The organism is Roseomonas acroporae, from assembly GCF_023223525.1.
GTDB lineage: Bacteria > Pseudomonadota > Alphaproteobacteria > Acetobacterales > Acetobacteraceae > Roseomonas_E > Roseomonas_E acroporae.
Window position 1 is genome coordinate 70115 of record NZ_JALPRX010000023.1, and the last position, 12216, is coordinate 82330.

Here is a 12216-nt window from a genome sequence, read left to right on the forward strand (position 1 = left end):
CCGGCGGGGCTGGCATGCCGGATCCGTGGTGGAATGACCTTCGATCTCTCGACCCTGCTCGCGGTCGCCCTGCTGGTGGTGCTGATGACCACCAGCGCCTGCCTGCTGGCCTGGCTGCAGGACCGCCGGGATCTCGCCATGCTCGACATGGCGCTGGCGAACCTCGCCATCGGCGGCGGCGCCCTGGCCCGCGCCGTGCTGCCGGCGCAGACGGCGGTGCCGGTGGGGAATTGCGGGATCCTGATCGCCTGCGGGCTGATCTGGTCGGCCTCCCGGCGGATGCAGTCCTCGACGCGGCTGGCCTACGCGCCGCCCCCGCTGCTGCCCACCGGGCTGCTGCCGCTGATCGCCCTGCCGTTCTGGGGGGCGGCCTGCCTGCTGCCGGAGGCCGTGGCCGGCATCAACCCGCGCATGCTGGCCGGCAACCTGCTCGTGCTCGGGCTGCTGGTCGGGGCGTTGCAGGAATTGCGGGCGACCATGCGGGAGCGGACGCCGGCGGAATGGTGGCTGTGCGCCCTGTTCGGATTCGCCATCCTGTTCGTCGGCTACCGCGTGGCGCACGCCCTGTTCGCGCCGCAGGCGGCCGAGGCGGGGCCGCCCGAGGCGGGGAGCGCCTTCGTGCCGACCATCCTCGGCGGCCTCGTCTTCATGCTGCTGGCGAGCTTCGGCATGGTCTCGATGGCGCGCGAGCGGGCGGAACGGCGCCACCAGAACGATGCGCGCCTCGACGCGCTGACCGGTCTCGGCAACCGCCGGGCCTTCGACGAGGCGCTGTGGCGGCTCTTCGCCCGCAGCCGGCGCCGTGGCCGGCCGCTCTCGCTGCTGCTGATCGATATCGACACCTTCAAGGCCTACAACGACCGCTACGGGCACCCCGAGGGCGATGCCTGCCTGCGCGCGGTGGGGCGCGCCCTGGCCAGGGCGCTGCACGGAATCGGCCTCGCGCTGCGCTACGGCGGCGAGGAATTCGCGGTGCTGCTGCCCGGCAGCGGCACCGAGGCGGCGCTGGAGGTGGCGGAACGGCTGCGCCTTGCCGTGCGCGCGCTCGACCGGCCGCATGCCGGCGCCGCCGCCGGGGTGGTGACGATCAGCCTGGGGCTCGCCACTGCCCCGGCGCGCGGCGGGGCCACGCCGGCCGGCCTGGTGAACGCGGCGGACCGGGCGCTGTACCGCGCCAAGCGGGAAGGCCGCGACCGTGTCTGCCACGAGGAGCGGCCCGCCGCGCCCGAGGAGGCCGGCGAGCCGCGCGTGCTGCGCGCCTCGAAGCTGCCGGGCTGACGGCCGCCGCGGCGGGTCGGGGCGCGGGGCGGCGCCGGGCCGGGCGCGGGACGGTCCCGGCGGCCGGCGAGACGCGTTGACCGGCGCGGGATGCGCCCCCAGCATGCCCTTTCCCACGAAGGAAGACCGGGACGCATGCGCAGACGCTTCAGCCTCGCCTCGAGCCTCGCCGCGCTGGCCGCCACCGCCTGGCTCGGCATCGCCACGCCGGCGCAGGCCGCCGGCACGCTCGATGCCGTCAAGGCACGCGGCATCCTCAACTGCGGCGTCAACGTCGGCGCCGCCGGCTTCTCGATGCCCGACAGCCAGGGCGTCTGGCGCGGCCTCGACGCCGATCTCTGCCGCGCCACCGCCGCCGCCGTGCTGGGCGATGCCAACAAGGTGCGCTTCCTGCCGCTCACCGCGCAGCAGCGCTTCACCGCGGCGCAGGCCGGCGAGATCGACGTGCTGTTCCGCCAGACCACGCTCACCCTCTCGCGCGACACCACGCTCGGGCTGCGCATGGTCCACGTCTACCTCTACGACGGGCACGGCTTCATGGTGCGGCGCGACGCCAACCTGCGCAGCATCAACGACCTGCGCGACGCCACGATCTGCCTGATGCAGGGCACCACCAACGAGGCGGTGACGGCGGACTGGGCGCGCACCAACAACATCCCGATCCGTCCGGTGCTGTTCGACCGGCTGGACAACGCGGCCGGCGCGCTGTTCGCCGGACGCTGCGACGCGCTGGGGACGGACGCGACGCAGCTCGCCTCGGCCCGCTCCACCGCGCCCAATCCGAACGACTACGTGATCCTGCCCGAGCGCATCTCGAAGGAGCCCTACGGCCCGGTGGTGCGCCGCGACGACCCCGAATGGTTCGACGTGATCCGCTGGGTGGTGATGGGGCTGATCTCGGCCGAGGAGCTGGGCGTCACCCAGGCCAACGTCGCCGAGCAGCGCGGCAGCAGCAACCCGGAGATCCGGCGCCTGCTCGGCGTCACGCCCGATACCGGGCAGTGGCTGAAGCTGCCGCAGGACTGGGGCTTCCAGATGATCCGGCAGGTCGGCAACTACGCCGACCTCTACAACCGCAACATCGGCCCGAACACGCCGCTCGGCCTCCCGCGCGGCATGAACGACCTGTGGACCCGCGGCGGCCTGCTCTACGCCTGGCCGCTGCGCTGACGCGCTGCCGGAGCCGCGCGCCGCTCCCGGCGGGGCGGCGTGGATTCCTGGCGCTTCCCGCGACACCGGCGTGGTAGAGCGGATCGCCGGAGGACGGGCATGCCCGAAGGCGTGAAGCCGCGCCGGAAACAGGGACCGGCGAAAGGCGGCGGTCCCGGCCGGACCGCGGCCTGCGCCCGGGGTCGCCGTCGTCGGTGGCCGCCGACCGGCCCGGCGAGGCCGGCGGCGGGACCACGGCCAGGAAACGGGGGAGGAAAGCCGCGATGGCGGAGGAGAGGACGGGCGGCGGCGCGGTTTCGCGGCGCCGGGCGCTCGGCATGGCGGCCCTGGCCGCCGGGACCGGCATGGCGACGGGCACCGGCCGGAGCGGGCGGGCGCTGGCGCAGCAGGGCGGCCAGCGCGCCGCGTGGCCGACGCAGCCCGTGCGCTACATCAACGTCTTCCCGCCGGGCGCGGCCACCGACATCCTCTCGCGGATCTGGTGCGCGCGGATGAGCGAGGTCACCGGCCAGCAATTCGTGGTCGAGAACCGCAGCGGCTCCGGCGGCACGGTGGGGCAGGCGGCGATCGCCCGCAGCCCGGCCGACGGCTATACGATCGGCCTCGGCAGCGTCGCCTCGCTGGCGATCGCGCCCAGCCTGTACCCGAGCCTGCCCTACGACGCGGGGCGCGACTTCACCTTCGTCTCGGGCCTGTGGAAGCTGCCCAACCTGCTGATCCTCAACAACGAGGTGCCGGCGCGCAGCGTGCCGGAGCTGATCGACCTGCTGCGGCGCAACCCGGGCCGCTACTCCTACGCCTCGTCGGGCTCCGGCACGACGGTCCACCTGTCGGGCGAGATGTTCAAGCGCATGGCGGGGGTGGACATGGTGCACGTGCCCTATCGCGGCAGCGCCCCGGCCACGGTGGACCTGCTGGCCGGGCGGGTGCACATGATCTTCGACAACATCACCGGCGCGCTGAACCACGCGCGGGAGGGCAAGGTGCGGGCGCTGGCCGTGACGGCGGCTGAGCGCAGCCCGGTGGCGCCCGACCTGCCCACCATCGCGGAATTCCTGCCGGGCTACGAGATCACCTCCTGGGGCAGCGTGGTGGGGCCGCCCGGGCTGCCGCCGGCCGCGGTGGAACGGCTCTCGGCCCTGACGCGGCAGGTGCTGGCCGACCCCGACTTCGCCCGCAGCTACCACGAGAACGGGGCGACGACCTGGTGGACCACGCCGGCGGAGCTGGCCGGGTTCCGCGGCGACCAGGAGCGGCGCTTCGCCGAGCTCATCAGGGCCTCCGGGGCGCGGGTGGATTGATCCGGGCGGCGTGACCCTCCGGACCCGTCCGGACGGGAAGGCGGGGTCCCGAAGGGGGCTCCGCCCGCCCGCCCGTCACCGGCCGAGCCGTCTCGCCGCGACCAGGCAGCACGCCGCCACCATCGCCCCCGCGACGCCCAGCGCCGGCATGCCCCCGAGGTGCAGCGCCACCCCGCCCAGCGCCGCCCCCGTCGCCTGCCCCAGCGACAGGGCGGCGGCGTTGAAGGCCAGCGCCACGCCGCGCGCCTCGCCCGCCAGCCCGACCAGCCGCGCCTGCACCAGCGGCGCCAGCGCGAACAGGCTGCCGGAGCTGAACACCAGCACCACGCACTGCGCCAGGGTGGCGAGGCCGGTGCCGTCCGCCGCGCCGCCCAGCAGCGCCGCATGCGCCAGCAGCGCCGCGAGCAGCGTCGCCACCAGCACCGCCGCCGCGCCGAAGCGCCCCCGGTCGGCCAGGCGGGCCCCGAGCGGCAGCGCCACCAGCGACACCACGCCGGCGAGCACCTGCATCATCGCCACCTGGGCGCCGGTCAGGCCGGACACCCGGTTCACCGCCGGGCCGATATAGGCGGTGACGCAGAAGCCGGCGGCGAAGGCGGTGTAGGTGACCAGCAGCGCCCCCCGGATGCCCGGCCGGCGCAGCACAGAAAGCCGCGGCGCGCCGCGCGGCTCGCCGGGCAGCGCCGGCAGCAGCAGCCGCACGCCGAGCCCGGCCAGGATGGCGATGATGCCGGTGAAGGCGAAGGTGCCGCGCCAGCCCAGCGTGCCGCCGATCACCGAGCCCATCGGGATGCCGAACAGCAGCGCCACGGTGGTGCCGGAGATCACCGTGGCCAGCGCCCGGCCGCGCCGCGCCGGCGCCGCCAGGGTGGCGGCGGCGGCGGAGGCGGCCGGGATCACCGTCGCCGCCACCGCGCCCGAGAGCATGCGCAGCAGGAACAGCGCCGCGAAGGAGGGGACGACGGCGGTGAGCAGGTTCAGCGCGCCGAGCAGCAGCAGGGCCGCGGTCAGCAGCGTCCGGCGCGGCACCCAGGCGGTGCGCGCCGCGACCGGCGGGGCCGAGAGCGCGAAGACCAGGGCGAAGGCGGTGGCGAGCTGCCCCGCCTGCGCCACCGGCACGCCGAGGTCGTGCGCCATCTCGCCCAGCACGCCGGAGAAGGCGAAGGTCTGGGTCGCGGTCGCGAAGGAGGCGAGGGCGAGCACCGGAATCCGGCGCTCGGCGGGGGAGGGCGGCGGCGCGGCGCCGCCGCCCAGGGGGACGCCGGGGGGGACTCCGGGGGGAACGCCGGGGGGGACGCCCAGGGGGACTCCGGGGGGGACGCCGCCCGGAGCGGGAGCCTGACCGGCGCCGGGACCCTCGACGGGGCGGCCGGCCGCCGGTCCCGGTCCTGCCCCGGCTCCGGCACCGGCACCGGCCCGCCGCGGCCCGGTCGGATCCTCCGGTGCCACGGCGCCGCCCTCAGCGCGGCCCGCGCCGGCGGTTCAGGGCGAGCTGCTCGGGCGTGAGCTGGAAGCCGACCAGCACCGTGTAGTCCTCCGCCTGGTGGCGGTCGCCGAGCGGCAGGCGGATGGTCATCGAATCGGTCCGTACGGTGGTGCGCGTGGTGTTGGCGCCGAATCGCACCGTCGTCACGGTGGGCTGCTTGTCGAGGATGCGCCGCTCGTCGCGCCCGGTCACGGCGATGAAGTAGGGCAGGTCGGCGGTGCGGCCCTCGGCGGCGGGGCCGCGCTCGGCCTCGATCGCGACCGAGAGGGTCACGTTCAGGGCTTCGCGGCCGCGGCCGGCATAGTCGCACTGGCCGCTGACGCCCACCATGCGGCCATCCACCTGCATGGCGGTCAGGTCCTGGCCGCCGCCCGGGCGGAACTGGGTCAGGTCGGCGGCGTCGGCCAGGATGGCGATGCGCGGGCAGCGCGCCGGCAGCAGCGAGGCGTCGCCGCAGCCGCCCAGCAGGGCCAGCGCGCCCAGCAGCGGCAGCGCCGCGCCCGCCTTCGTCGCCATCCGCGTGCCCGTCGGCGTGACCGTCGGCGTACCCGGGGGGGGCCGGCGCGCCGTCAGCGACCGGCAGGCGAACGCCGCCGCGCGGGACAGGGCGCCCCGGCCGGCCCGCGCCAACGCCCGCGGGGTGGCACCCGGCTGAACAAACGCTCGGCGCATTCCATCTTCCCCTTTGCCCCCTCGGCGGGCGACCGGTAGTGTGCCGCCGCCTGATGGCACCTCGAACCGGGAACGGCAACCCGGCCCTTCGGGGCTCGCCGCCCGCCTCGCACCGGCCGGGCCCGCCCGGCCGTCTCCCGGCCCGGCCTCCGGCCGGTTCCGTGACCGGTCCGAGGGACCGGGGCGCGGTTTCCCCCGGCGGCACGACCACCTCTCTTGCCTGGCCGACCACAGCAGCCTGGACACGATGCCCTTCGACCCGACCGACCGCGCCGCCCCCGGCGGCGAGACCCCTGGCGACAGGACCCCCGGCGACCGTCCCGCCCTCACCGTCCTGCTCGCGGGGCCACGCGGTTTCTGCGCCGGGGTGGACCGGGCCATCAAGATCGTGGAGGAGGCGATCCGCCGCTTCGGCGCGCCCGTCTACGTGCGCCACGAGATCGTCCACAACCGCTTCGTGGTGCAGACCCTGGAGCGCCAGGGCGCGGTGTTCGTCGAGGAGCTGGACGAGGTGCCGGCCGAGGCGCCGGTGGTGTTCTCCGCCCACGGCGTGCCCAAGGCGGTGCCGGCCGAGGCGACGCGCCGCAACATGCTCTACCTCGACGCCACCTGCCCGCTGGTGAGCAAGGTCCACCGCGAGGTGGAGCGCCACCACGCCAGCCGCCGCCACATCCTGCTGATCGGCCATGCCGGCCACCCGGAGGTGATCGGCACCATGGGCCAGCTCCCGCCCGGCGAGGTGACGCTGGTCGAGGATGCCGAGCAGGCCCGGACGGTGGAGCCGCCCGAGGGCGTGGAACTGGCCTTCACCACCCAGACCACCCTCTCCGTGGACGACACCGCGGAGATCGTCGAGATCCTGCGCGGCCGCTTCCCGGCGCTGGTCGGCCCCGCCAAGGAGGATATCTGCTACGCCACCACCAACCGGCAGGCGGCGGTCAAGGCGATCGCACCGCGCGCCGAGCTGATGGTGGTGGTGGGCGCGCCCAACTCCTCGAATTCGGTGCGGCTGCGCGAGGTGGCGCAGCGCGCCGGCTGCCCGCGCGCCATCATGGTGCAGCGCGGCGCCGAATTCGATCCGGCGATGGCCGACGGGCTCTCCGTGATCGGCATCACCGCCGGCGCCTCGGCGCCCGAGCTGCTGGTGGAGGAGGTGCTGGCCCGCCTCGCCGAGCGGTTCACGCTGAACATCGAGGAGGTGACGGTCGCCGAGGAGCGCATCACCTTCAAGCTGCCCGCCGCCCTCTCGGCATGAGGGCCGGCCGCATGGCGGGCCGCCTCCGGCGCCGGGTCCCGTAGGCCGGGACGGCAGGCATGGCGGTCTACACCGAGGTCACCGACGAGGCGCTGCGCGCCTTCCTCGCCGACTACGCGCTGGGCGAGCTGATCGCCTTCCGCGGCATCGCGGAGGGGGTGGAGAACAGCAACTACGCGCTGCGCACCACGGCGGGCGACTTCATCCTGACGCTCTACGAGAAGCGGGTCGATCCGGCGGAGCTGCCCTGGTTCCTCGGGCTGATGCGCCACCTCGCCGCGCATGGCCTCGCCTGCCCCGAGCCGGTGGCGGGGCGGGACGGCGTCGCGCTGCGCCCGCTGGCCGGGCGGCCGGCGGCGGTCTGCACCTTCCTGCCCGGCGTCTGGCCGCGCCGGGTGCAGGTGGCGCATTGCCGCCCGCTCGGCGAGGCGCTGGCGGCGCTGCACGCGGCGGGCGAGGGCTACGACGCGGTGCGGCCGAACGGCCTCGGCCCCGCCGCCTGGGGCCCGCTGCTGGATCGCTGCCGGGCCCGCGGCGACGAGGCGAAGCCCGGCCTGGTCGCCGAGCTGGACGCGGCGCTGGCCGCCATCCTGCGCGACTGGCCGGGCGGCGGGGAGGGAGCGGCCGCCCTGCCGCGGGGGCAGATCCACGCCGACCTGTTCCCCGACAACGTGTTCTTCCTCGACGGCTCCGGTGCGCCGCGCGTCTCCGGCCTGATCGACTTCTACTTCGCCTGCACCGACCTGCTGGCCTACGACATCGCCGTCTGCCTCAACGCCTGGTGCTTCGAGCCGGACCTCTCCTTCAACGTCACCAAGGCGCGGGCGCTGCTGGCCGGCTACCAGTCGCGCCGCGCCCTCGCGCCGGCCGAGCGTGCGGCGCTGCCCGTGCTCTGTCGCGGCGCCGCGCTGCGCTTCCTGCTGACGCGCCTCTACGACTGGACCGAGACGCCGCCCGGCGCGCTGGTCACGCGCAAGGACCCGCTGGAATACCTGCGCCGCCTGCGCTTCCACGAGACCGCCACGGGACCCGGCGCCTATGGGCTCTGACGTCGAGGAGGTCGGCCCGACCACCGGGGCGCCGGATGCCCCCGCGCCGGCGGCGCTGGTCGAGGTCTGGACCGATGGCGGCTGCAAGCCCAACCCCGGCCCCGGCGGCTGGGCCGCGATCCTGCGCTTCGGCACGGCGGAGCGCGAGCTGTCCGGCGGCGATCCCGCCACCACCAACAACCGCATGGAGCTGACCGCGGCGGCCAGCGCGCTGGAGGCGCTGAAGCGCCCCTGCCGCGTCGTGCTGCACACGGACAGCGAGTACGTGCGCAACGGCGTCACCCGCTGGGTGAAGGGCTGGGTACGCAACGGCTGGCGCAACGCGGCGAAGGAGCCGGTGGCGAATTACGAGCTTTGGCAGCGCCTGCTGGCCGCTGCCAAGCCGCACCAGGTGGACTGGCGCTGGGTGCGCGGCCATGCCGGCGACCCGATGAACGAGCGCGCCGACCGGCTGGCCACCGAGGCACGGCAGTCGCTGCGGCGCTGAGGGGCGGGACGGGAACACCCGCGCCGCCTTACCCGAGGGGTTTCCAAAGGGGCTTCGCCCTTTTGCGGATGGGTGCAGGGAAGGCGGCGCCTTCCCTGCCGGGGTCCGGGGCAGCGCCCCGAAATGCCCGCGCACCCGGCACGACAGCCCCCACTCACGCCGCCTCGAACCGGTCCAGCCGGCGCAGCGCCGGGAACAGCCGCATCCACGCCGCCGCCACCAGCAGCGTGCCCACCCCGCCCAGCACCACCGCCGGCACCGCGCCCACCAGCGCCGCCAGCACCCCGCTCTCGAACTCGCCGAGCTGGTTCGAGGTGCCGACGAACAGCAGGTGCACCGCCGCCACCCGGCCGCGCAGCGCATCCGGCGTGTGGAGCTGCACCAGGGTCTGGCGCACCACCACGCTCACCACGTCCGCGCCCCCCAGCACCGCCAGCGCCAGCACCGAGAGCGGCACCGAGCGCGAGAGGCCGAACACCACCGTCGCGGCGCCGAACACGATCACGGCGGCGAACATGCAGGCCCCGGCCCGGCGCCGGATCGGGTAGCGGGCCAGCAGCAGGGAGACCGCCAGCGCCCCCATGGCCGGCGCCGCCCGCAGCAGGCCGAGGCCCCAGGGGCCGGCGCCCAGGATGTCCTGCGCGAAGATCGGCAGCATCGCCGTGGCGCCGCCGAGCAGCACCGCGAACAGGTCGAGCGAGATGGCGCCGAGGATGGCCGGCTGCGAGCGGATGAAGGACAGGCCGCCGAACACCGCCGCCAGCGTCACCTTGTCGCGCGGCTTCGGCGCCTGCTCCAGCCGCACGCGGCGCATCGCCAGCGCGGCGGCGGCGAAGCAGGCGGCGCAGAGCGCGTAGACGAAGCCGCCGCCCAGCCCGTAGAGCAGGCCGCCGGCGGCCGGACCGAGGATGGTGACGGTCTGCTGCAGGGAGGCGGCGAGCGCCGCCGCGCGCGGGAACAGCCGGGCCGGCACCAGCGCCGGCAGCAGCGCCTGCACGCTCGGCCCCTCGAAGGCGCGCGCGGCGCCGAGCAGCGCGACCAGCCCGTAGATCAGCCCCGGCGTCAGCGCCCCGCGGAAGGAGGCGACGGCCAGCGCCAGGGTCGCGAGCGCCGCGATGCCCTGGCAGACCGAGGCGATGCGGCGCCGGTCGAAGCGGTCCACCACCTGCCCCGAGACGAAGACCAGCAGCGCCGTCGGCACGAATTGCGCGAGCCCCACCAGGCCGAGCGCGAGCGCGCTGTGGGTCAGCGCGTAGACCTGCCAGCCGACCGCGACCACCTGCATCTGGTTGGCGAACTGGGAAAGGCCCCGCGCGCCGAGGAAGCCGATCAGGCCGGGGTGGCGCAGCAGCCTCTCCCCGTCTCTCCCGGCATCGGGCCCGGCGACGGGCGTGGCTTCGGCGGCGGGCGTGGTGTCGGGCGGCATGCCCCCCGCCGCATAGCACCGGCCGGACGGCGCGTCTCGCCCGCCACCCGGCCGCATGGCAGGGCCGCCGTGCCGGCGGGCCGCACGCCGCCGTCGAGCCCCGGCCCGCCGCCGGGCGCCCCCCGGCCGGGAGGAGCGTCCCGGCGGACCTTGGCTCAGGCTCCCCGCCGCGCGGCGGCCGCCATGCCACCGCCTTCCAGCCGCCGCAGCAGCGCCGGCAGCAGCAGCGGCGAGAGGTAGATCGGGAACTGGCACAGCGCGAACCAGAGCCAGGCCGTGCCCGGCAGCGCCCCTGCGGCCGCCGCGACCATCAGCCCTATGTTCCGCTGCGAGGCCACCACCGCCAGGGTCAGCGCCGGCACCCGCCCCGCCCGCCGGAACAGCCGGGCCGTGCCCAGCAGCAGCGCCGCGAACACCGCGAAGGCCAGCGCCAGCAGCCCGGCGAAGGCCCATGGATCGGCCAGCGCCATCGGCGCCACCTCGCCCATCACCGCCGTCACGAAGACCAGCAGCACCAGGATGTTCAGCCCGTCCAGCGCCTCGCGCTCCCGCGCGATCGCGGCCGGGCCGAGCAGCCGCCGCAGCCCCAGCCCGAGCAGCACCGCGCCGCCCAGCATCGCGCCGAGCCGCAGCCCCAGCGCCAGCGGCGCGACCGCCAGCACCCCGCCGAGCAGCACCCCCGAGAGCCCGGCCACCACGAAGGGCAGCAGCGCCGTGGCGGTGACCAGCACGACCAGCGCCAGCGTCGCGTCCAGCCCCATCAGCCCGGCCAGCGCCGGGGCGGCCATCATCGGCGAGGCGAGGCCCTGGAGCATCAGACCGAGGAACAGCCCCGGCGAGGACTCGCGCAGCCCGGCGAGCCCGGCCAGCCCCCGGCAGGCGAGCGGCACGCCGAGCGCCGTCCACAGCGTCGCCGCCAGGATCAGCCCGGGGCGGCGCAGATGCGCGCGCAGCGCCGCCACATCCACGCGCAGGAAGGAGAGGACCAGCAGCGCGAACACCGCCTCCGCCAGCCAGGGCCGCGCCAGCCGGCCCAGCGGCGGGCAGGCGACGCCGATCACCACCAGCGCCGCCACGGCGCGCGTGCCCTGGCGCCCGAGCAGCGCCAGCGGCGTCCGGAGGAACGGTCCCATCGGTGCCGCCTTGTCCCGCCGCCGCCTCAGCCCGCCAGCCGCGCCGCGATCAGGAATTCCCGGTTGCCCTCCGGCCCCAGGATCGGGCTGGGCTCGATACCGAGCACGCGCCAGCCCGGCAGCCCGCCCCACCATTCCCGGATGCGGGCGCAGACCGCGTTGTGCACCCGCGCGTCGCGCACCACCCCGCCCTTGCCGACCTCGCCCGGCCCCGCCTCGAATTGCGGCTTGATCAGCGCGACGGCCCAGGCGCCGGGGGCGAGCAGCGCCAGCGGCGCCGGCAGCACGGTGCGCAGCCCGATGAAGCTCGCGTCGCAGACCAGCAGGCCGGCCGGCTCCGGCACCTGCGCCGAGTCGAGGTAGCGGGCATTGGTGCGCTCCAGCACGACGACGCGCGGGTCGTTGCGCAGGCTCCAGGCGAGCTGCCCGTGCCCGACATCCACCGCGTATACCCGGGCCGCGCCGTGCTTCAGCAGCACGTCCGTGAAGCCGCCCGTCGAGGCGCCGATGTCGAGCGCCGCGCGCCCCTCGGGCGAGAGGCCGAAATGCGCCAGCGCGTGCGCCAGCTTCACGCCGCCGCGCGAGACCCAGGGGTGGTCCTGCCCGCGCACCTCGATCGGCCGGTCGCAGGGGATGGCGACGCCGGGCTTGTCGATCCGCGCCTCGCCCGAGAACACCTTGCCGGCCAGGATCAGCGCCTGCGCCCGCGTGCGGCTCTCGGCGAGGCCGCGTTCCACCATCAGCTGGTCCGCGCGCTGCTTCACCGGCCCGTCCCTGCCCATCGACCCTCGGCCCTTCCGTCGTCCGACACGAAAGTGAAGCACGGGCCGGCGGCGCGGACCATGTGGGCGCATGCGGCGGGCATGGCGGCGCCGTCCTGGCCGGCCCGCCCGCCAACTTTTCCCGCCGGCCGCCGTTCTGCCCGCCGGGGCGCCGTCGCCGCGAGGTGCGGCGGCGAC

At 76.0% G+C, this 12216-nt stretch carries 11 protein-coding genes; 6 read left to right on the forward strand and 5 right to left on the reverse strand.

Features of this window, described 5'->3' with window-relative positions:
* The first annotated feature begins 33 nt into the window (after positions 1-33).
* The 3 genes from M0638_RS06630 (at position 34) to M0638_RS06640 (ending at position 3749) form a co-directional block, all read left to right on the forward strand.
* On the forward strand, positions 34-1278 hold the full coding sequence (locus M0638_RS06630) for a GGDEF domain-containing protein (protein ID WP_248666179.1): 1245 nt from the start codon (positions 34-36) through the stop codon (positions 1276-1278).
* Between the two features lie 135 nt (positions 1279-1413).
* On the forward strand, positions 1414-2448 hold the full coding sequence (locus M0638_RS06635; RefSeq protein WP_248666180.1) for an amino acid ABC transporter substrate-binding protein: 1035 nt from the start codon (positions 1414-1416) through the stop codon (positions 2446-2448).
* 263 nt (positions 2449-2711) lie between these two features.
* Positions 2712-3749, forward strand: a complete 1038-nt coding sequence (locus tag M0638_RS06640) for a Bug family tripartite tricarboxylate transporter substrate binding protein (RefSeq protein ID WP_248666181.1) — start codon at positions 2712-2714, stop codon at positions 3747-3749.
* Between the two features lie 75 nt (positions 3750-3824).
* Here M0638_RS06640 and M0638_RS06645 read toward each other — a convergent pair whose 3' ends face one another.
* Both M0638_RS06645 and M0638_RS06650 read right to left on the reverse strand, forming a co-directional pair.
* The gene (locus M0638_RS06645) at positions 3825-4952 is read right to left on the reverse strand and encodes an MFS transporter (protein WP_248666182.1); all 1128 of its coding nucleotides are present in this window, start codon (positions 4950-4952) and stop codon (positions 3825-3827) included.
* 256 nt (positions 4953-5208) lie between these two features.
* Positions 5209-5751, reverse strand: a complete 543-nt coding sequence (locus M0638_RS06650) for a hypothetical protein (protein ID WP_248666183.1) — start codon at positions 5749-5751, stop codon at positions 5209-5211.
* A 403-nt stretch (positions 5752-6154) separates the two neighbouring features.
* On the opposite strand from M0638_RS06650, the gene ispH reads away from it, so the two are divergent.
* From ispH to rnhA, 3 genes are read left to right on the forward strand one after another with little or no spacing between them, the layout of a single operon-like run.
* Entirely contained in the window at positions 6155-7162 is a 1008-nt protein-coding gene (gene ispH, locus M0638_RS06655) for a 4-hydroxy-3-methylbut-2-enyl diphosphate reductase (protein WP_248666184.1), read from the forward strand.
* A 59-nt stretch (positions 7163-7221) separates the two neighbouring features.
* Entirely contained in the window at positions 7222-8211 is a 990-nt protein-coding gene (locus M0638_RS06660) for a homoserine kinase (RefSeq protein WP_248666185.1), read from the forward strand.
* Positions 8201-8698, forward strand: a complete 498-nt coding sequence (rnhA, locus tag M0638_RS06665) for a ribonuclease HI (RefSeq protein ID WP_248666186.1) — start codon at positions 8201-8203, stop codon at positions 8696-8698. The genes M0638_RS06660 and rnhA overlap by 11 nt, the downstream gene beginning before the upstream one ends.
* A gap of 154 nt (positions 8699-8852) precedes the next feature.
* Here rnhA and M0638_RS06670 read toward each other — a convergent pair whose 3' ends face one another.
* The 3 genes from M0638_RS06670 to M0638_RS06680 form a co-directional block, all read right to left on the reverse strand.
* The gene (locus M0638_RS06670; protein WP_248666187.1) at positions 8853-10124 is read right to left on the reverse strand and encodes an MFS transporter; all 1272 of its coding nucleotides are present in this window, start codon (positions 10122-10124) and stop codon (positions 8853-8855) included.
* A gap of 155 nt (positions 10125-10279) precedes the next feature.
* Entirely contained in the window at positions 10280-11257 is a 978-nt protein-coding gene (locus M0638_RS06675; RefSeq protein ID WP_248666188.1) for a hypothetical protein, read from the reverse strand.
* Positions 11258-11283: 26 nt separating this feature from the next.
* Entirely contained in the window at positions 11284-12021 is a 738-nt protein-coding gene (locus tag M0638_RS06680; RefSeq protein ID WP_345893001.1) for a TlyA family RNA methyltransferase, read from the reverse strand.
* Between the last annotated feature and the right edge of the window lie 195 nt (positions 12022-12216).

Bases quoted from the DNA above. Each gene is read 5' to 3' on its own strand.
- M0638_RS06635 (WP_248666180.1), top strand. From the start codon at position 1,414: ATGCGCAGACGCTTCAGCCTCGCCTCGAGCCTCGCCGCGCTGGCCGCC.
- M0638_RS06650 (WP_248666183.1), bottom strand. From the start codon at position 5,751: ATGGCGACGAAGGCGGGCGCGGCGCTGCCGCTGCTGGGCGCGCTGGCC.
- ispH (WP_248666184.1), top strand. From the start codon at position 6,155: ATGCCCTTCGACCCGACCGACCGCGCCGCCCCCGGCGGCGAGACCCCT.
- M0638_RS06630 (WP_248666179.1), top strand. From the start codon at position 34: ATGACCTTCGATCTCTCGACCCTGCTCGCGGTCGCCCTGCTGGTGGTG.
- M0638_RS06660 (WP_248666185.1), top strand. From the start codon at position 7,222: ATGGCGGTCTACACCGAGGTCACCGACGAGGCGCTGCGCGCCTTCCTC.
- M0638_RS06670 (WP_248666187.1), bottom strand. From the start codon at position 10,124: ATGCCGCCCGACACCACGCCCGCCGCCGAAGCCACGCCCGTCGCCGGG.
- M0638_RS06640 (WP_248666181.1), top strand. From the start codon at position 2,712: ATGGCGGAGGAGAGGACGGGCGGCGGCGCGGTTTCGCGGCGCCGGGCG.
- rnhA (WP_248666186.1), top strand. From the start codon at position 8,201: ATGGGCTCTGACGTCGAGGAGGTCGGCCCGACCACCGGGGCGCCGGAT.
- M0638_RS06675 (WP_248666188.1), bottom strand. From the start codon at position 11,257: ATGGGACCGTTCCTCCGGACGCCGCTGGCGCTGCTCGGGCGCCAGGGC.